Origin of the sequence: Spiroplasma endosymbiont of Aspidapion aeneum (assembly GCF_964031045.1) — a bacterium.
Taxonomy (GTDB): domain Bacteria; phylum Bacillota_I; class Bacilli_A; order Mycoplasmatales; family Mycoplasmataceae.
The window spans coordinates 14,359-35,067 of the sequence record NZ_OZ034994.1 but is presented as its reverse complement, the minus strand read 5'-3'; the positions used below and the strand labels follow the sequence as shown (position 1 = coordinate 35,067).

Here is a 20,709-nt window from a genome sequence, read left to right as displayed (position 1 = left end):
TTATTCTATCTCAAATATTCTTTTATTTATAATTGTGATTGGGCTAACATAATCATCTTTAAGCATCAATTTCAGTTTACCCACAGCACTTTCAATTATAAGTGACGTATTTCTACCGGAAGAAACAGGAACTTTAATATATGGCACATTTATGCCTATAAATTCCCTTTTCTCAAAATCACAGCCAAGTCTTTCATAGTCATCAAAATCCTTCGAATTAAAGTGCTCCAATTCAATGACTATATCAATTGGTGATGAATTTAAAATTACTTTATGCCCCATGATCTCTTTGATATCCATGATTCCTAATCCTCTAATCTCAACAAAATTCTGTAAAATTGGATGACATTTACCATATATTTGACCATATTTTCTGTTTAAAATTATTCGATCATCACCAACAAAAAGGTGGTTTCTTGAAACAAGTTCCATAGATATTTCTGACTTTCCGATCCCTGATTTTCCAATAATTAAAACACCCTTGCCATAAACATTGACTAATGTGCCGTGTACTTCACAAGATTGTGTAAAAAATTCGTCCATGTAATCAAGAAGCATTTGAGTAAAGTCACTTGTTGACTCTATTTTAGTTCTTAATATTGGTACATTAAATTTTTTTGCTACCTCAATGAGCATTTTATCTTTAAACTTGGGGGTTATAATAATGCATGGAATATCATATTTCAATAAGCTTTCATATTTCTCTATTCTTATAGTTTCATTAAATTGGTTCATATAGCCATATTCTTTTGTAGATATAACTATTAATCTTTTAGATTTTGAGCTAGCGTTAGCGTAAAAGTAGCCCGTTAATTCTAAACCGGCTCTATTGATTCCATACGTAAAAATTTGGCGATCAAGATTTTTTTCATTGACCAAGACATCCAAATTAAAATTATTTTTTATATTTTTAACTGTTAAAATATCTTTCACTTACATCACCATTTTAATTATATATCAATTTAATTTATTAAATCTAATTATTTGATAAATATTATATCTTATTTTAATCCTGGTCTATATTAATAATTTCTCTAGGTTGTGGTTCGGAACCTAAAAATATTACTTTTAGTGGTGTAATTTTTTTTCCACTACTTCTAAATTTAATAATTTTGTTATTCATTTTTTCTTGCTTTCTTCTTGCTGCCTCAATTTTAGATTCTTTTTTAAAAACCAATTTATCTATAATTTGTTGCTTATTAGTTTTATCTGAATACTGTACACGATCAATCTTATTAAGATATACTCTATCATAATAACTTATTTTGTTTTCCAATTGGTCTATTGAAACTGGAGTATCATACAACTTGTATTTATTTTTTATTATGGCCTCTTTATTTTCCGCTTTTTTCTCTCTATTGTTTATTTTCAATTCATACTTTTTCTTAATATTTTCAATCTTATCTGGTCCAAAATTATTTGACTCTAATTTTTTTATTATGTGTTCCAATTCGCGATTCAATCTATTTATATCTGTTATTTTAGAAATTTCCGCTTCACTACAAAGCATTTTAAGATAAGAAGGTGGTGAGAAAGAATCCTTTTCGTTGTACATAAGGTTTCTTTTTAAAACTGACTTACATAAAATATTTGCTAATATAAGTGATGTAATCGCGGCAGGTATTTCAGCAAAACCATACATAATAAATAACCATTTATCTTGTTCACCGTCATAGTTTGGAATAGATTTAGCTATTGCTCATCCTATTATTGCAAATCCAAGTGTAGAAACTAATGATCTAAATATTGAAAGTGTTGTTGCTAGTTTTGGGTTACCGGCACCTTGAAATATTGATAGTGATGATAGAGTTATTCCAATCAGTGGGAAACACGACATATAGTAAAACAATCACATTCCTTTATTTGATGGACCATCAAAAGCCGCGAGCATTTTCCCACCTATTGATAATAAGAAAATCTCAACCATAACACCTCATATTATACATAATGCAAATTGAAGTTTGAAAATCTCAACCATCCTGTACCTTTTGTTTGCTCCTCGATTATATGCGTGGTTAACATTACACCCTTGCATCATTCCTATCATTGGTGCTCACAAAACCTGTGTCCATGGAGCTCCAGCAGACAACACCCTTAGTGCGGGGGTTAAATAGGCTATAGATGGAGTTGTAGATCCTGCAATGTGTGCTCTAATCATAACAACTTCATTAATTGAAGCCTGGTTTGTGTGCATTGTTGTTACTAATAAAGTTAATAGAAAATTTGAAAATGCAAATATGAAATTAGATACAAATGATGATAATCCTAGTGATCATATTGATAATGCATCTTTAAATTTAATTGTTATTCCCTTAAAACTGGGTTTTAGTAAGGTATTTTTAGAAAATTTTATCACACATAAACTTGAAACAATGACAAAACTTCAAGCAACCATAGAACCATAAACAGCTCCTGCCATTTTACTTCCCACAGGTAGGAGCTGCATTATAGCTATTCCGAAACAAATATTTAACACAATTGACACTATATTAATAACTATAATTCACCAAACTTTTCCTTCAGTTCTCAACATTGTAGAAAGAAATGTTGCTGTTGCAAAGAGCGGAAGACCGTATATAAATTTTTCTGTGTAGTCATTTGCCAATATAAATTGAATTGTGTGTTCTCTACTAGCATAACTAATATTTGTTTGTGATGTTAGAATCAACGGTGCAAAGAAATGTAGTAAAAGCAGACCAATAAAAGTTAACAATAAGTTTTGAATAAAACCATTAATTAAAATTGAATCCATTTCTTTTTTATTTCTTCTACCCATCGCTTGTCCCCATTTAATAGATGTACCAACACAAGTAAATAAAGTCAATGCAGATAACATAAAAATAATAGTATTAGAATATTGGGTGGAGACATTTATTAATTGCTTTGCAAATAACCTTATAAGCTCCTCCGATGAATTTCCGTTAACTATTGTTTTATTAGCCAAAACACCATCAATATAAAATTTTGGATTCTCAGCCATTAATGCCTTCACATCACCAATAGCATAATTAAGTGTTAACTGTTTGTCTATTATTCCGTAAGTTGCATTAACCATTGTTATAATGATCATTGGTCCAGCCATAAACATCATAGATTTAAAAGGAGATGAATATCTTAGTATTCATTCTCTTTTAGTAAATAATTTTTCTTTGCTTTCAAATTCTATATTAGAATTTCTTTTTGTATCCATCGCTTTTCTCATTTCTAATACTCGATTTAATCAATTAAATAAAATTAATTTATTACACTCGCATTTCCGTTGTTATATCCAAGTTGTTTTTTATTATAGCACAAAATTAAAATACATATTAAAAAATCGGAATAAAAAAATAAATATTATAAAATTTCTTTGGTTTGTTTATCTTTTTTAGTAGGGGGTAGATTGGGTTTATTATATATAATCTTAATAAATACTGGGTATGTAGCATATATAAGGGATAAATATAAAAAAATTAAAAATGGGGTTCTTATCAAAGTTATAATTAGATTTATAAAGACCCCATTATAAAAACCTATATAATAATAACAAACTGGGTTGATCAGGAAAGCCTTAAATATATAATAAATAGTATAGCTAATACCTATCCAAAAATATCTTTTTTTATTTGCAAATTTGAACACTATACTTCCAAAAAATGCACACAATACCGACGAAAAAAGAAAACCTAAGTGAAATACACCACCAACATTAATGATGTCTCCAACAATTTCGGTACATATAGCACATATAAACCCACATAATGGGCCAAAAACCAAGCCACATGAAAATAATAATCACTGACCTAGAGCCAATGAAAAGTGAATATAAGATAGTGAAAAAGAATAGCTAATACAATTTGTTAACAACACACTAACAGAACAAATTACAGAAATATATGACATTTGCTTGACTTTAATTTTTTTGAATGTTCAATTATCCATTGATAAACAAATTAAAAATATAATAATAATTAGCATTAAAAATAATACGTTACTATATATGTATCCAAGTTGTGTCACATTAATTTCCTCTTCTAAACTATGTACTTTTTTTATAGTATTTATATATATATGGTATAAAATATAAACTTCCAAAAATAAACAAATTACAATCTTTATTTTCTTTTAAAAATTTCTTTCAGTCATAAATAAAAGCACTTTTCTTTTTTATTTTATCTGGAATTTTTCAGCTTTTAAAATGCTCAAATTCACATATATATAGATTTTCACAATGTTTTTTTAAAAATTTCAGGTATGAAATATTTTTATTTTTTGACGATGCAAACAAGAAATTAAAACTTTTATTCGGAAGAGATTTTATCGCTTTCTTTATTCCGTCGATATTATGACATCCGTCTATGATAATATCTGGGTTTCTCTGAATATATGTAAATCTACCAATTGGTCTGTTAATTTCATTAGGGTTAATACTAATTTTAAGATCTTTGCTAATTCTATTAACTAAACCAATATTACCATTATTATAAAACAAATCGGTATTAGAATTTTCACAAAATATAGTTTGTTCATAATTTTTTTGAATATATTTTCTATATTTTAAATTATCCGCACTTATATAAATGGGAACACCTTTATTGGCTATACTAATTTTTTGATTTATTATTGAACGAATGTGCTTACCAAGTATCTCTTGATGATCGTAAGAGATTGAGGTTACAACAACTAACTTTTGATTTTTAAATACAGATGTTGAATCTAACACACCACCAATCCCAGCTTCAATAATCGCAATATCTATTTTATGTGCACAAAAATAAATAATTGTCACAAGTGTAAAAATTTCAAAAAATGTTAAATTATATTTACGAATTAAGTAATCATATTCCTTAAGAATTGAATTTAGTTCTGAATCTGATATATATTTGTTGTTTATTTTAAATCTTTCATTATGGTATAGGAATGAAGGAGATGTAAATAACCCCACATTTTTATATATTTTTTGCAAACATTGGTGTAATGCATTTGAAACAGAACCTTTTCCATTTGTTCCAACAATATTTATCACTTGTATGCTATTTTGTGGATTTCCAATTTCGGATAAAAGTTTTGAAAGAGAAAAATTTTTACTAAGTTTATTCTGAAAATTTACTATTTCAATTTCATTTGAAATCATACTATAAATAATCCTTTAAAAATTTACCTGTATAACTATTAATATTTTTAGAAACATCTTCGGGTGTGCCCGTCGCCACAATATAACCACCTTTAACACCACCATCCAGACCCATATCAATAATAAAATCAGAAACCTTAATAAAATCTAAATTATGTTCTATAACAACTACACCATTCCTGTTTTCAATTAATTTGTTTAGTACCCCTATAAGCCTATTAACATCATCAATATGTAGTCCAGTAGTTGGCTCATCAAATAAAAATAAATTTTTTCCTTTAGTTTTTTTAAGCAAGAATGTTGATAATTTGATTCTTTGTGCTTCTCCACCGGATAAAGTTGCTGCGTTTTGACCAAGTTTTAAATATCCAAGTCCCACCTCTATTACAGTCTCTAATTTAGAACTTATTTTTGGACTATTTTTAAAAAAATCAAAAGCTTCTGTAAAAGTCATTTCTAATACATCATAAATAGATTTATTTTTGTATTTTATTGATAATGTTAATTCATTATATCTTTTTCCATTGCAAACTTCACAATCTATAATAACAGAACCTAAGAACTGCATATCTACGCGAATTTCTCCTTCTCCCCAGCAATTCTCACACCTTCCACCAGGTTTGTTAAAGCTAAATCTACCTCTAGTATATCCTCTTATTTTTGATTCAGGTGCCATAGAATACAACTCGCGGATATCATCAAAAACACCAACATATGTGGCCGGAATAGATCTTGGGGTTTTTCCAATTGGATCTTGTGAAACAAATATTACTTTGTCAATTAATTCACTACCTAATATCTTTTCAAATTTTCCAACATTTGTTGTTTTGAAACCCTTAATTTGGTTTATGCCTTTGAAAATTATATCCTCAAGTAATGTTGATTTACCACCGCCCGATACACCCGTTATTGAGACAAGAGAATCTGTTGGAATTGATATATCTATATTTTTTAAATTATTTTCCTTTGCTCCGAAAATTCTAAGAACACTGTTAGATTTTTTTCTAATTGTCGGTAACATAATTTTATTTTTTCCGGATAAATATTTCCCAGTAATTGATTTATCATTTAGCTTTATTTCATCAGGTGTTCCGCAAGCCACTAAATATCCACCCGCAAGTCCTGGACTTGGTCCTATATCAATTACATAATCTGCCGCTTCTATAGTTTCAATATCATGTTCTACTACTACTACTGTGTTTCCAAAATCTCTAAGTTTTTTTAAAGTTTCAATCAATTTTTTATTATCCTTTTGATGTAAACCAATTGATGGTTCGTCTAAAACATATAATACACCAGTTAATTTTGTACCTAGTTGTCTTGCTAACCTTATTCTTTGTGACTCTCCTCCTGATAATGTTGATGTTTGTCTATCTAAAGTTATATACTCTAATCCAATTTGTTGAATAAAAATTAACTTATCAATTATCTTATTTAGAATTAAATTATTTACCTTATCTTCCTTTTTTGTAATGTTAAGATTAATGAAAAACTCAATACATTTTTCAATAGACATTGCAACAATATCTGCAATACTGTTGTTAGCAACTTTTACACTAAGTGCAAAATCATTGAGTCTTTGTCCTTTACATTCTTTACAAGTCCTTTGTAACATAAATGTAGAATAATAGTTTCTCGCATCGGATGATGATGTTTCAATGTATCTTCTTTCTATTAGAGTTGCTATTCCTTCTATATAGTCCTTTTTATTTGTTTCTATATTATTAACCGATCTTAGATTAACAGCTATTCTTTCATCACTCCCTTTTAATAAATATTGTTTATCTTTCTTCGAGAGCTTTGAATATGGCAAATTCATAGAAATTTTATAATACTCGCATAGCGCCTTAAGAATTTGATATTCCCTACTTGTATCATCTATGCGATTTTTATAATATACAATTGCACCATCATTTATTGATAAACTTTGATCTGGAACCAATAGTTCCTCAACTGCCTCTAATCTGTAACCTAAACCAGCACAACTGCTACATGCACCCTTTTTTTGATTAAAAGAAAATAATGTTGCATCAATATCAGGGATAACAAAATTACATTCTTTACACGCGTTTCTTGTGGAATATAAAATTGACTCATTTAGTTCTGGCTTAATCAATCTTACAAGACCATTTGTATACTTAAGTGCACTTTCAACAGCTATTGTTAGGCCTTCCGAAATATCAATGCTTACGTCATAAGAATATCTGGATATTAAAACATCTATATCATATTTAGTATTCTTCTCAAATTTTATCTCATCATCCAATAAAAAAACTTTATTATTAATTAAAACTCTTACATACCCATCTTCTTTCACGTTTGCAATTATATTATCTAGATTTTTATCATAATTACGGACTATTGGTCCTGTTATATAAAACGATTCCTTATCCTTCAATTCCTTAAATATAGAATCCATAACACCATTAACACTATCTTTTGTGATTGGACCATGACCATTAATACAAAAAGGTACGCCTTTATTTGCAAATAGCACGCGCAAATAATCATGAATTTCAGTAATTGTTGCAACTGTTGATCTTGGATTGTGAGATTGCCCCTTTTGATCAATCGCAATTGCAGGGCTAAGTCCTTCAATGTCATCTACGTCTGGCTTTTCTTTTGTCTTAAAGAATTGTCTTGTAAAAGATGAAAGTGATTCAACATATCTTCTTTCCCCCTCAGCATAGAGAGTATTAAAAGCTAATGATGATTTACCACTGCCAGATAGTCCTGTTATAACAGTCAGTGAATTTTTAGGAATTGACACATTTATATTTTTTAAATTATGTTCACGAGCACCATAAATTTTTATTTCTTTATTTTCCATTTTAACCTCTATTGGTTTTCTAACTCAATTATAATATCTCTTAGTTCAGCAGCCTTTTCAAAATCTAATTCATTGCTTGCTTTTAACATTTCAATTCTAAGTTCTTTAATTTCTTTATCTCTTATAAATTTCTTGACCTTTTTACCCCTAAGTATTTTAAGTTTCTCTTCTAGTCTATCATTCGAAAATATTTTAGTAACTTCCTTGTCAATTGTTTGGGGTATTACGTTGTGTTTTTTGTTGTATTCAATTTGAATATTTCGCCTTCTTTGTGTTTCGTCAATAGCACCCTTCATTGATTGCGTTATATTATATGCATAAAATATAACTCTACCGTTTCTATTTCTTGCTGCTCTACCTACAATTTGAATTAGACTCCTTGTATCTCTTAAAAAACCATTCTTATCTGCATCTAATATACAAACCAGTGAAACCTCAGGAATATCTAGTCCCTCTCTGAGAAGATTAATCCCCACTACCACATCAAAAATATTTTTTCTTAAATTATAAATAACCTCGGCTCTTTCTATTGTTTTTAATTCTGAATGAAGATATGAAACCTTTATACCTCTTTGTGCTAAAAAATCTGAAATTTCTTCAGCCATTTTAATTGTTAATGCTGTTATTAATACTTTTTCTTTATTATTAACAGTTTTATGAATTTCATTTATTATATCTTCCATTTGATTTTCGGTGCTTCGAATCTCAATTTCTGGGTCAAGCAATCCAGTTGGTCTAATTATTTGTTCAACATATTCAGAGTTTGTTTTTTCTAATTCATAATCACCCGGTGTTGCAGACATGTAAATAATTTTTGATACCTTATTTTCAAATTCATTAAAAAATAATGGTCTATTATCTCTTGCGCTGGGAAGTCTAAATCCATAATCAATTAAAGAGTTTAATCTAGAAATTGTTGTATTATACATTCCTCTTATTTGTGGAATCATAATATGTGATTCGTCTATTATTGTTAAGAATTCATCCTCAAAATAGTCAAATAAACAACTCGGCGGTTCACCCGGTTTTCTAAATTCTAAATGTGATGAATAATTTTCTATTCCAGAACACATTCCAAATTCTCTTAATAATTCAATATCATAATTTGTTCTTTTTTTAATTCTATCTGCTTCAATAATTTTGTTGTTTTCTAAGAAGAAATTAATTCTATCTTTGAGTTCTTTTTCTATATTATCGCAAACAATATTAACCTTTGAATAGTCTGTTACATATGTTGATGCCGGGAACAATATTAACTTATTAATCTTTTCCTTAATATTATTATTAAGTGGTTGCATAATCGAAATATCTTCAACTAAATCTCCAAAAAAAGTTATTCTGTAGTAATATCTATCTGAGTGACCGGGGTATATATTTAACACTTCTCCTCTTCTAATAAATGATCCGGGATATGGTTCTTCCGTTGAAGTATAGCCTGTTGTAATTAGAAATCTTAATATCTCTTTTAAATCAATTTTTTTATTAAGATTAATTTCATAATTAATACGAGAGTAATCATCTGGATTTTCTAGTGCATAAATCCCTGCAACTGACGAAACTACAATTGTATCTTTTCTTGTTGTTAATGAATTGAGTGTACTCAAACGCATCATTTCAAGGTCATTATTTCTTTTAGCATCTTTTCCTATATATAAATCCTTAGCAGCTATAAATGCTTCTGGCTGATAAAAATCAAAATTGCTTACAAAGTATTCAACTTTATTACTTGGAAATAAATTTTTCAATTCCAAATAAAGCTGCATAGCTAGTGTTTTATTGGGTGACAATATTAAAGCTTGTTTATTATATTTTTTTATAATATTTGCTATTGTAAATGTTTTTCCCGTTCCCGTTGCACCTAAAAGTACTTGATGTTTTTTATTATCAAGTATACCTTTATATAGTTTTTCAATAGCCTTTGGCTGATCGCCTGCAGGTTGGTGCTTTGATATCATTTTAAATTTACTATCAACCATAGCATAATACCCCTAATACTTAACCAATTTTAACCCTAGTTTCAATTTGTTCAGTATCTTCCATTTCATCACTTGCTAACGAACCATCATCATTAACTTTAATAGATTTTGTAACTTTTCCATCTTTATCAATCATAACAACTTTGTTAGTTTTATTTTTCTTATTCAACATTTCAATTTCTTTTTTAATATCTTTACAAAGTATTCCTGCGAGTATTGAAAATTCCATATTAATATTGTCAATTGTTTTTTGATTGGTAACACCTTCCAAATGTTTTAAATGTACTTTTCTTAATTCTTCGACATGTATTGTTTTAACGTCCGCAAGTCCATATTTATTTTTAAGAGTGTTGATATCTTCTTGTGTTAATTCTAAATTTACATTACTTTTCTTGTCTCTCAGCAATTTATCGAGTTTATCCATAATTTCAAATATTTCTTTAGAATATTTAAGAACTTTTGAAATTTCTTTTTTAATACCTTTTTTATTAACTTCCTCAATTTTTTTATTAATCAATTCAGTTGAAATTTCTCTAGAAAACTGCTCAGGCTTAATATTAAAATATGATAATAATTCATTAAATTTATCTTGTTTAATTCCAACAGCTTTTCTAATGGACTCATTCTGTTCAATAACTTCTTTATCAAGTTTATCCATTAACTGAATCATAGCTTTTTCTTTCGCTTCGACCTCAATAAGTTTATTTTTATCATTTACAAACTTGGTTTTATATTCTTCAAATTTCTTTAAAACATTTTCTCTATTGAAATCATTTTTATTAATGCCAATTTCTTCAAGGATGTCCTCTGCTTTCAATTCGATTACATTCGGCTCTATTTTTTCAGCTGAAACATAAATATCACTTAATTCTTGTGTTGATGTAAATTTACTATTTATTAATTTTGTTATAACTTCTTCAGCAATATCAATTTTCATTTTTTTAAATAAATGAGATGATTCTTCAATATATTGATTTAAGGGATTGTTTTGTGCATATTGCTGTAAATAAATTCCAGATCTTAATTTTTGACATAGGTTAATATGCTTGGTTCAAAATTTATCTAGTGCTTGTAAAACTGTTCTTCTATGTATTTGTGCTGCAGCAGCTTCACTTATATTTTCATTTATTCGCTCAAACTGAGTTATCATTTTTAATTGAACTATTTCAGCTATTTGTGAAAAATCATAATTATTAATTTCTTTTATTGATAATTTTAAATCATTATCCAATAAAAAGTTTTTATTTACATCCGTAACATACTTTTCTTTGTTTAGAGTTAGCTCACCTTTAAAATTCTCGCTTGACCTAATAAGATTTTCATATGCTATTGTATATGAAAATCTACTTAATAGGTCAATAAAATTTTCAATTTTTAAAATTTCATCTCTTTCAATATAAATAGTTTCTCGATGTTGTGAAAGTATATTGTCATAATCCAATACGTTTTTTCTTTGGTCAAAATTTAATCCCTCTAGTTTTTTTTGAGCGTTTGTTAACGATTTTGAAAATAATTTTGATTGAATAAAGTCATCTCCCAATTTTCTAAACATTGCTCTTAACTTAGGGGCCGCAAACCTAACCATTAATTCATCTTCCATAGATATGTAAAATACAGATGACCCCGCATCACCTTGGCGACCAGATCTTCCTCTCAATTGGTTATCAACTCTTCTAGATTCATTGCGTTCAACACCAATAACAATCAAACCGCCTAATTCTCTTGTTTCATCTGTTAGTTTAATATCTGTTCCTCTACCAGCCATGTTTGTTGCGAGCGTAATAGCATACTTTTGGCCTGCCTTTTCAATAATTTCTGCCTCACGTCCGTGATTTTTTGCATTTATCATTTCATATTTTAATTTTGCTTTATCAAGATATCTAGAAATTTGTTCTGAAGATTCAACAGATGTTGTTCCTATTAATATTGGTCTTCCTTTTTCATTTATTTTTTTAATATCTATTACCAATTTTTTAAGTTTAGCATCTTTGGAATAAAAACAATAATCAGGATAATCTTTTCGAATAATTGGTTTATTTGTTGGACATACAACAACTCTAGTGTTGTATATTTTAAGAAATTCTTCCTCATCGGTTTTTGCTGTTCCGGTCATTCCAGAAAGTTTAGAATATAGTCTATAAAAATTTTGATATGTTATGGTTGCCAGCGTCACAGTTTCATCTTCAACTGGCACATCCTCTTTAGCCTGTAGAGCTTGGTGTAATCCATCTGAATAAGAACGACCTGTCATTATTCTTCCTGTGAATTGGTCAATCAAAACAATTTCAGTCCCTTGAACAGTATATTCAACTTCCTTTTTAAAAACAAAGTTTGCTTTTAAAGCATTCATTATTAAGTGATATATTTCAGTATTCTTTACATCAAAAAGTTCTTTCATATTAAAGTATGTGTGTGCTTTTTTTATACCGTTATCAGCTAAAAAAACCTGTTTAGTCTCTAAATCAAAGTCCACATCAATTTCTTTGATCAAAGTTTTAGCAAATTCGTCAGCCATTTTGTATAAATTTGACCTATTTTGTTTACCGCCAGATATTATTAATGGTGTTCTTGCCTCATCAATAAGAACAGAGTCTGCCTCATCAATTATTCCATAATTAAAACCTCGTTGTGTTTTATCACTTAGAGAATTTACCATATTATCTCTTAAATAATCAAAACCAATTTCAGAGTTTGTTACATAGGTTACATCCGCATTGTAAGCTTCTTTTTTTTGGGATCTACCCATATCTCTCCTTACGAGACCGACAGATAAACCTAGATAAGTAAGAACTTGCCCATTTAATTCACAATCACGTTGAGAAAGATATTCGTTAACTGTAACAATATGAACACCTTTTCCTGAAAGTGCATTTACATATGCTGCCAAAAGACCAGTTAGAGTCTTACCTTCACCAGTTTTCATTTCAACTATATCACCACTATTCAATATTAATGCTCCCACCAATTGAACCTTGTATGCCTTAAGTTTTAATATTCTAAAAGCCGCCTCTCTTGCAACTGCATAAGCATCAATAATAATATCTTCTATCTCAGCGCCATTATTTATCAATTCTCTAAACTCTACAGTTTTTGACTTTAATTCTTCATCTGAAAATTGAGAATAAAATTTATCTAATTCTATTATTCGATCTGCCGTTTTACTGTGTCTTCTAATAATTGCCTTGTCTTTTGCCATTTATTTTACCTCTATCATTAAAATAATCAATGTATTTATTATACACCATTAAGACAGTTCGTTCTATATTTTTTTTAATTAAATGAAAATTGATATAAAATATTTTAATCATTTTGTGTTTAATCTTATGATATGGATATGCAACATATTTTTTTCTAAGTCAAGGGTGATTAAGGTATAAAAATTTTATATAGTAAAATAAAATATAAATTTTTTAGATTAAGATAATAAAAAAACTATGTTTTACATAGTTTTAAAAAATATTTGTTTAATTATGAAATTCCTTATGCTTTTCCCTTTGAACCAAATCATGTTACCAATTCTGTAAACGTCGCCTTAATTGCTGAAGAACCAGGGGCTAATAGTTTTCTTGGGTCAAAACCTTTTTTTACATCATCTAAATCTTTTTTTTCTTCAATATAATTTCTAGTTGCATCTCTAAAGGATAATTGCAACTCAGTATTTACATTGATTTTAGAAATTCCAAGTGTGATTGCCTTTTTAACTTGGTCTTGTGGTATCCCGCTTCCACCATGTAGTACCATTGGCATTTTACATGCTGCTTGAAGTTTTTCAAGCGTTTCAAATGATAATGATTTTCACCAATCTGGATATTTACCATGAATGTTACCTATTCCTGCAGCCAACATGTCAATGCCCACTTTAGATATTTCTGCTGCCTGAATTGGATCACCTAGTTCACCACTTCCAATAACACCATCTTCTTCTCCACCGATTGACCCAATTTCTGCCTCAAAAGATACATTAAATTTTTCTGAAAATTTAACAAGTTCTTTTGTTTTTGTTAGGTTCTCACCATATGGTAAATGTGAACCATCAAACATAACAGATGAATATCCTGCCTCAATACATTTTTTAACAATTTCTGGAGATTGTCCATGGTCTAGATGCAAGGCTACTGGGATTGTAATATTAAGATCATCCAGTAATCCATTTACCATTCCAACAACAACATTTACTCCTCCCATATATTTTATTGCCCCTTCAGAAGTTGCAATAATAACTGGTGTTTTTGTTTCTTGAGCTCCTTCAAGAATTGCTTTTGTTCACTCAAGGTTATTAATGTTAAAGTGTCCAATTGCATATTTATTTTTATGTGCATTTAGAACCATATTTTTTGCATTAACTAATTTTTTATGATATATCTGTGCCATTTTTTTCCTCTTATTCCACTTTTATTATATATTATTTTAATTATTTATAACTATATTTTACCACAGCACTTACGAAACTTTTAAACAAAGGATTTGGTTTACCAATTCTCGATGTAAACTCAGGATGGTATTGGCTTGCTATAAAGAAATTACATGCTGGGTTTTCGATAATTTCTACAAGATTTCCCTCTTCATAAATTCCACTAAAAACAAAACCTTTGCTTTCAAATGCTTCTCGATAGTCATTATTAAATTCATATCTATGTCTGTGTCTTTCTCTTATTACGTTTTTCTTATAAATGTTATATGCTAGTGTTCCTTTTTTTATATTAGTATTAAACCCACCAACTCTTAATGTTCCACCGATATTATATTTATCTTTACCATTCATGATATCGATAACAGGGTTTTTAGTATTTATATCAACCTCTGTACTTGCAGCGTTTGATAATTTTAATACATTTCTTGCAAATTCAACGCAAGCAACCTGTAGACCCAAACAGATACCTAGGTATGGAATATTATTTTCTCTTGCATATTTTGCTGCTAATATCTTACCTTCTATGCCACTTTCACCAAATCCCCCTGGTACAAGAATTCCTTTACTATTTTTTAACTCTTGTTTATAATTATCTATATTAAGTTTTTTAGCATCAACCCATTCAATACTAATGTTATTTTTGGTTGCAAAACCTGCTATTTTTAATGATTCTATAACAGAAAGATAAGAGTCTTTTAACGCAAAGTATTTTGCAACTATTGTTATCTTTACATTATTAGTTGCTTCCTTTATATTTTTAATTAATTTTTCTCACCACGAAAAGTTGGGCTTAGTAATCTTAATTTCAAGCTGAGAAGTAATAATTTCATGAATCTTCTCATTATATAATGTTTGGGGAACAAAATATATTGACTCACTATCAGGACAACTAATAACTGATTCTTCATTTATATTACAAAATAGAGATATTTTTTCCTTAAGTTTTTTCTCTATCTCAGTTTCTGACCTAGTCACTATAATATCTGGTTGAATTCCAAGACCTAAAAGCTGTTTAAATGAGTGCTGAATTGGTTTTGTTTTATACTCATTTGTAATTTTTAGGAACGGTAGCAAAGCAACGTGAATAAACATAACACTTTTAATTCCTTTTTCCATTCTTACTTGTCTAATCGCCTCTATAAATGGCTGTGATTCAATATCCCCCGCTGTTCCTCCAATTTCACATATAACAACGTCAACGTCAACGTCTGCATCCAGCGTGTAAATCTCTTCTTTTATCAAATTGGTTATATGAGGAACTATCTGAACGGTCTTTCCATAAAACTGTCCTCTTCTTTCCATAAGTAATGTATGCTCATAAATTTTTCCTGAACTTATTGATGCATTTTTAGATAAATTAACATCAATAAACCTTTCATAGTGACCTAAATCTAAATCAGTCTCTGCACCATCATCTGTAACAAAAACTTCTCCATGTTCAATGGGGTTCATTGTTCCGGGGTCAATATTTAAATATGGATCAAATTTCTTCATATAGACCTTGACACCAAATGATTTTAATATTGCAGCAATGGAACTGCCAACTATACCTTTTCCCAAACCAGATACAACACCACCCGTTATAAAAATGTATTTCATTTAAACTCCTTTTTAATATATTTAAAGTATAAACAGACTATTCATAATCATCTGTATCATCAAAATCATCATCTATAAAAGAATCTGTTATATACTCATCCTCATCTTCCAATGTTTCAATTAAATCTGCATCAAGAACATTTTCTTCCAATGAACCATATTTATCTCTTATCGAAATCTTTTTAACGTCAAATGCCACTGTGTCACCGTTATCATTATTTCTATATTGTACGGTGCTATCAAATTCTTCAGTAGTCATAAACTTATCAATATTTGAATACTGTTTTTTTATATCCTCATACTTTAGAAAATCTCTTAAACACCATTTACCATCTACAGTTAATGCAAATCTGTTATCTAAAACAAGTTCTGTATATGCTTCGGCTTTTGTTTCTTCTTCCTTTTTAAAATTAATAAAATTTTCTTTTTTTAATTTTTTTCATATTTCATTAAAAGAAATTTCTCTTTTTGTTTTTTTTAATATTTCATAAATTTTGTCAATCAATGCTATTTCAGACATAAAAGAACCTCCTAATTATTAATTATATATAATCTTTTGAGAATAAATATAAATAATTACTTTTTAAAACACTTTTTTCACTTTTTTTATTTGAATTTTTTATTAAAGAAGAAACACTATCCAAACTCTTTATATCTCCATTTTTTAATAAAAGTTTTATTTCTTCGTGTTTAGACTTAACCCTGTACAATTGAAGACTGGAAACCTTTTGTTTACGACAAAAATATTTAACATCTTCCTTATTACCTAGATTATTTTTAAAATTCTGGAAACCGCTTTCATTAAAATTGTCTACAACTTTTAGGAAATGACGATTAACTAGCATATATGATAACTTTGCAAATATTTCATCCTTCTCAAGTCTTCCATCTTGAAAAAAATTTATCAATAAATAGTCATCCATTAAATAATATTTATTTAACGGAATAACCTTCTTCTCAATAACCTCTTTTAGGATGTCTATCATTTTTATATTTATAAAGTTATAATTTATTTTTTTTAAATCTATCAGTCTTTCAAATCAAGATCTTAATGTCTCATCAAAAGCAATTGATGTTTTATGCAAATAAACCTGTTCATACATATGATACCTTCCTAAAAGATAACTTTCTAAGCTACTTTTAGCTTTATAATTAAATATCATATCTTCATCCTTGTATAAAGAATTTCTAATAATTCATTCTACATCACTTGCAGCGTAGTTAACTCCAACGAGAAGTCCGTCCCGAAGAAGATAATCTATCCTATCTGCATCAACTTGACTAGAAATTAGAGGAGATAATTTTTTATTTTTTCCTTCTATTACAGAACAAACATCTTCTGGGTTAATATTGTAAATTTTTAGAATTTTTAAAATCTCAGGGTCTTCTCTAATTATTTTTGACGAGTATTGTTCGTGTGAATCAATCACAGCATTTTCTAAAATTCACTCAAAAGTGTGAGAAAAAGGTCCATGGCCAATATCGTGTAAAAGCCCCGATACCTTTAAGACTTTTATTTCATAATCTGAAAATGCAGAAACAATATTAGGATTTAATAAAAATTTACAAACAATATGATAGACTCCTATACAATGTGAAAATCTTGTATGGTTTGCACCAAGAAATACATATTTTGCTCCTCCGAGTTGCTCAATTCTTCTTAATCGTTGAAAAAAATTTGTATTTATAAGCTCATATACAATCATCTCATCAACTAGTATATCACCATGAACATTATCTCTAAAATATTTAACAAATTTATTTTCCACCTCAAACCTCTTTTATAAAATTACAAACATTTCTTATACTTGCTTCTTTCCCAATATACAATATAGTTTTGGCAAGTTCTGGTCCGTGCCATGTTTTAGTGACAGCCATTCTTATCGGCATAAAAAGGCTTTTTCCTTTTAGTGAGAATTTTTCTCCCATATTTTTTATTAGTGACTTTATAATGTCTTCTGAAAAATCATTTATAATTTCCAACTCATGTAAAAAGGTATGAATCATTTCGTTTGAATGTGTCTTAAAAGGTTCAAAAAAATTAATAGTCTCCGAATCTACTTTCTTATTATCTGTGAAAATATCAAGATGATTGTTAATTTGCGAAAAATAATCAATTTCATTTTTAAATAGCAAAAGTATTTTATTAAACAAAGCATTTTTTTTATCAAAATTAAATCTTTCATAATCTATAAAATTCTTAACCTCATTGAGATATTTTTTTTCGTCAATTAATTTCATTCATTGACTGTTAAATCACTTCATTTTATTCATGTCAAATGTTGAGGGAGATTTTGAAAAATTGTTTTCAGTAAAAATATTTATAAGTTCCTCAATAGAATATATTTCTTGCTCGTTTTTTGGACTCCAACCTAATAGTGCTATATAATTAAAAACAGCTTCAGGTAAATAACCTTTATTTTTATATTCTTCAATAAAAAATAAGGCATTGGGACTTCGTTTGGAAAGTTTCTTTTTAGAATCATCAACTATGAGAGTTAAATGACAAAAAATAGGATTGTTCCATGATAGTGCTTCAAATATCATTAATTGCTTAGGGGTATTGGAAATATGTTCTTCCCCTCTAATAACATGACTAATCTTCATATCATAATCATCAACAACAACAGCAAAATTATATGTTGCAACCTTATTTGATTTAACTATTACGAAATCACCAATTTCAGATGAATTAAAAACAATTTTATTTCTAACAATGTCATTTATTATAAATTCTTTGTTTTTAGGCACTTTAAATCTAATACTAAATTCTTTATCATTTATTTTTTTACTTATATTTCTGCATTTTCCTGAATATAAGGGTGCTGTTACACCATTTTCTATTTGTCTTTCCTTTTCAATTTCAAGGTCTTCGTGTGAACAATAACATTTATATGCAAAACCATTTTCTATCAACTGATTAGCCAACTTATAATATCTATCAATTTTTTTTGATTGAATGTATTCGCCATAAATTTTATTAGGTTTTAAATATGATTCATCGTGTGTTATTTTTAGTCAATCAAGATTTGAAAATTGTGATTCTAATGCCCCATCAATATTACGCTCAAAATCTGTATCTTCAACACGTATAATAAAGCTTCCATCGTAGTGTTTTGCAAATAAAAAATTCATTAATGCCGTTCTTGTGTTCCCAATATGCAAAAAACCTGTTGGTGATGGCGCGTATCTAACTCGTACTTTTTTTGTCATTTTATACTTCCTCTATCAAAACTACACTACTACATTCAATAAAATCCACAAAATTATTTTCGGATGTTGTTGCTTTTATGGCTATTTTTTTTTCTTCTATACCAAATAGATCTGAGATTCCTCTTTTTAAGCTTTCTTTGTAATTTTTAATTATTAAACTATCAACCATAATCAGAGTATCTATATTAGTTATTTTGAATCTTTTTTCCTTTAATATATTTTTTGTAAAATCTACAATCTTAATAGATGAAAAATTTTCTATTTGATTATCTTTTGAAAAATAACTACCAAGATCATCCAGTCCCATGGCTCCAAGCAAAGCTTCACAAATAGAATGTATTAAAACATCTCCATCACTATAGGCATTAACTGCAAAATTGGATTCTATAACTATACCCCCAAGTACTATTTTTTTACCCTCAACTTTATTATGAATATCTTTTGAAAAACCTATCCTCATTTTGAAAACTATTTGTTAGTTCTGAAGAAACAAACGTCTCCATCTTTAACAATATAGTTCTTTCCTTCCAATCTTACCTTACCAGCATTTTTTAATTCTTGTTCACTATTATACATAAAAAGATCATTAATATCATACACATCAGCTTTTATAAAGCCTTTTTCGAAATCTGTATGAATAATCCCCGCACATTGTGGCGCTGTCATACCATCCCTAAATTCCCAAGCCCTAGCTTCTTGAGGGCCTACTGTGAAATATGTCTTTAACTTAAGCAAATTAAATGCACAGTCTACAAGTTGACTTAACCCTGATTTTTGAATATTATATTCAACCTGAAATAATTCTGCTTCTTTCTCATTCATTCGAGATAAATCTTCTTCTATCTTTGCGGATATTTTTATTATAGGAAATGAGTTTTCTTCACATCATTTTTTTAATTTTACAAAGTTAAATGTATCATTTAAAATTTCATCCTCTTGTACATTTGCTACAAATACAAATTTTTTTGAAGTTATCAAATTATAACCCTGAATAATATTTAATTCATCATTATCAAATTGTAATTGGTTAATTAATTTTGCTTTAGATAATTGATTTTTTATTTTAGACAATAGTGAATATTCTAACATAGTATATTTATCAGTTTTAGAGTTAACCTTGACATTTATTTTGGCAAGTCTCTTATCAATGACTGCCTCATCAGCAAGAATAAGCTCTAACAATATTATTTCAACATCCCGCACCGGATCAATTGTTCCTTCGATATGTGTTATATTATTATTATCAAAACACCTGACAACATGGCATATAAGGTTTGTTTCTCTTATTTTCGAAAGAAAAGCATTACCCAAGCCTTCTCCTTTGCTCGCTCCAGCGATAAGACCTGCAATATCAACAAAATCAATAGTTGCATAAATTATCTTTTTAGACTTAAAAATTGATGCAATTTTTGTTAGTCTTTCATCTTTTATTTCAACTACACCAATGTTAGGTTCAATAGTTGCAAAAGGATAATTTGCTGCCTCAACCTGTGAATTTGTTATTGCGTTAAATAACGTTGACTTTCCTACATTTGGTAAACCTACAATACCTACTTTTAATCCCATA

General features: G+C 28.5%; 13 protein-coding genes and 1 pseudogene. 1 reads left to right on the top strand and 13 read right to left on the bottom strand.

The features are described 5' to 3' along the window. On the bottom strand, nucleotides 1-933 hold the full coding sequence (hprK, locus tag AAHM97_RS00145; protein WP_342268944.1) for an HPr(Ser) kinase/phosphatase: 933 nt from the start codon (nucleotides 931-933) through the stop codon (nucleotides 1-3). A 73-nt stretch (nucleotides 934-1,006) separates the two neighbouring features. Further along, the gene (locus tag AAHM97_RS00140) at nucleotides 1,007-3,202 is read right to left on the bottom strand and encodes an MATE family efflux transporter (RefSeq protein ID WP_342268943.1); all 2,196 of its coding nucleotides are present in this window, start codon (nucleotides 3,200-3,202) and stop codon (nucleotides 1,007-1,009) included. 411 nt (nucleotides 3,203-3,613) lie between these two features. Here AAHM97_RS00140 and AAHM97_RS00135 point away from each other — a divergent pair, with 411 nt between their 5' ends. Beyond that, entirely contained in the window at nucleotides 3,614-3,808 is a 195-nt protein-coding gene (locus AAHM97_RS00135) for a hypothetical protein (RefSeq protein ID WP_342268942.1), read from the top strand. Nucleotides 3,809-4,018: 210 nt separating this feature from the next. On the opposite strand, the gene AAHM97_RS00130 is transcribed toward AAHM97_RS00135, so the two are convergent. The 11 genes and pseudogenes from AAHM97_RS00130 to ychF all read right to left on the bottom strand — a co-directional run bounded on the left by AAHM97_RS00130 (nucleotide 4,019) and on the right by ychF (nucleotide 20,708). Further along, nucleotides 4,019-5,113 (bottom strand): Mur ligase family protein, encoded by a 1,095-nt coding sequence (locus AAHM97_RS00130; protein WP_342268941.1) that lies wholly within the window; start codon nucleotides 5,111-5,113, stop codon nucleotides 4,019-4,021. A gap of 1 nt (nucleotide 5,114) precedes the next feature. Next, the gene (gene uvrA / locus AAHM97_RS00125; protein WP_342268940.1) at nucleotides 5,115-7,943 is read right to left on the bottom strand and encodes an excinuclease ABC subunit UvrA; all 2,829 of its coding nucleotides are present in this window, start codon (nucleotides 7,941-7,943) and stop codon (nucleotides 5,115-5,117) included. Between the two features lie 8 nt (nucleotides 7,944-7,951). Then, entirely contained in the window at nucleotides 7,952-9,919 is a 1,968-nt protein-coding gene (gene uvrB / locus AAHM97_RS00120; RefSeq protein WP_342268939.1) for an excinuclease ABC subunit UvrB, read from the bottom strand. Nucleotides 9,920-10,816: 897 nt separating this feature from the next. Continuing rightward, nucleotides 10,817-13,115 (bottom strand): annotated as a pseudogene (secA, locus tag AAHM97_RS00115) (preprotein translocase subunit SecA); the annotation flags it as partial. 284 nt (nucleotides 13,116-13,399) lie between these two features. Beyond that, on the bottom strand, nucleotides 13,400-14,290 hold the full coding sequence (gene fba / locus AAHM97_RS00110; protein ID WP_342268937.1) for a class II fructose-1,6-bisphosphate aldolase: 891 nt from the start codon (nucleotides 14,288-14,290) through the stop codon (nucleotides 13,400-13,402). 40 nt (nucleotides 14,291-14,330) lie between these two features. Next, nucleotides 14,331-15,929, bottom strand: coding sequence for a CTP synthase (locus AAHM97_RS00105; protein ID WP_342268936.1), 1,599 nt, complete (start codon nucleotides 15,927-15,929; stop codon nucleotides 14,331-14,333). A 37-nt stretch (nucleotides 15,930-15,966) separates the two neighbouring features. Next, the gene (rpoE, locus tag AAHM97_RS00100; protein WP_342268935.1) at nucleotides 15,967-16,449 is read right to left on the bottom strand and encodes a DNA-directed RNA polymerase subunit delta; all 483 of its coding nucleotides are present in this window, start codon (nucleotides 16,447-16,449) and stop codon (nucleotides 15,967-15,969) included. Nucleotides 16,450-16,471: 22 nt separating this feature from the next. After that, nucleotides 16,472-17,698 (bottom strand): HD domain-containing protein, encoded by a 1,227-nt coding sequence (locus AAHM97_RS00095; RefSeq protein WP_342268934.1) that lies wholly within the window; start codon nucleotides 17,696-17,698, stop codon nucleotides 16,472-16,474. Next, nucleotides 17,688-19,142 carry a glutamate--tRNA ligase gene (gltX, locus tag AAHM97_RS00090; protein WP_342268933.1) on the bottom strand — a complete coding sequence of 485 codons (1,455 nt, stop codon included), beginning with the start codon at nucleotides 19,140-19,142 and terminating at the stop codon, nucleotides 17,688-17,690. Before gltX ends, AAHM97_RS00095 begins: the two co-directional genes overlap by 11 nt. Nucleotide 19,143: 1 nt before the next feature. After that, nucleotides 19,144-19,602: a 2-C-methyl-D-erythritol 2,4-cyclodiphosphate synthase gene (gene ispF / locus AAHM97_RS00085; RefSeq protein WP_342268932.1), complete on the bottom strand. Its 459-nt coding sequence runs from the start codon at nucleotides 19,600-19,602 to the stop codon at nucleotides 19,144-19,146. 8 nt (nucleotides 19,603-19,610) lie between these two features. Continuing rightward, entirely contained in the window at nucleotides 19,611-20,708 is a 1,098-nt protein-coding gene (ychF, locus tag AAHM97_RS00080; protein ID WP_342268931.1) for a redox-regulated ATPase YchF, read from the bottom strand. Nucleotide 20,709 lies beyond the last annotated feature (1 nt).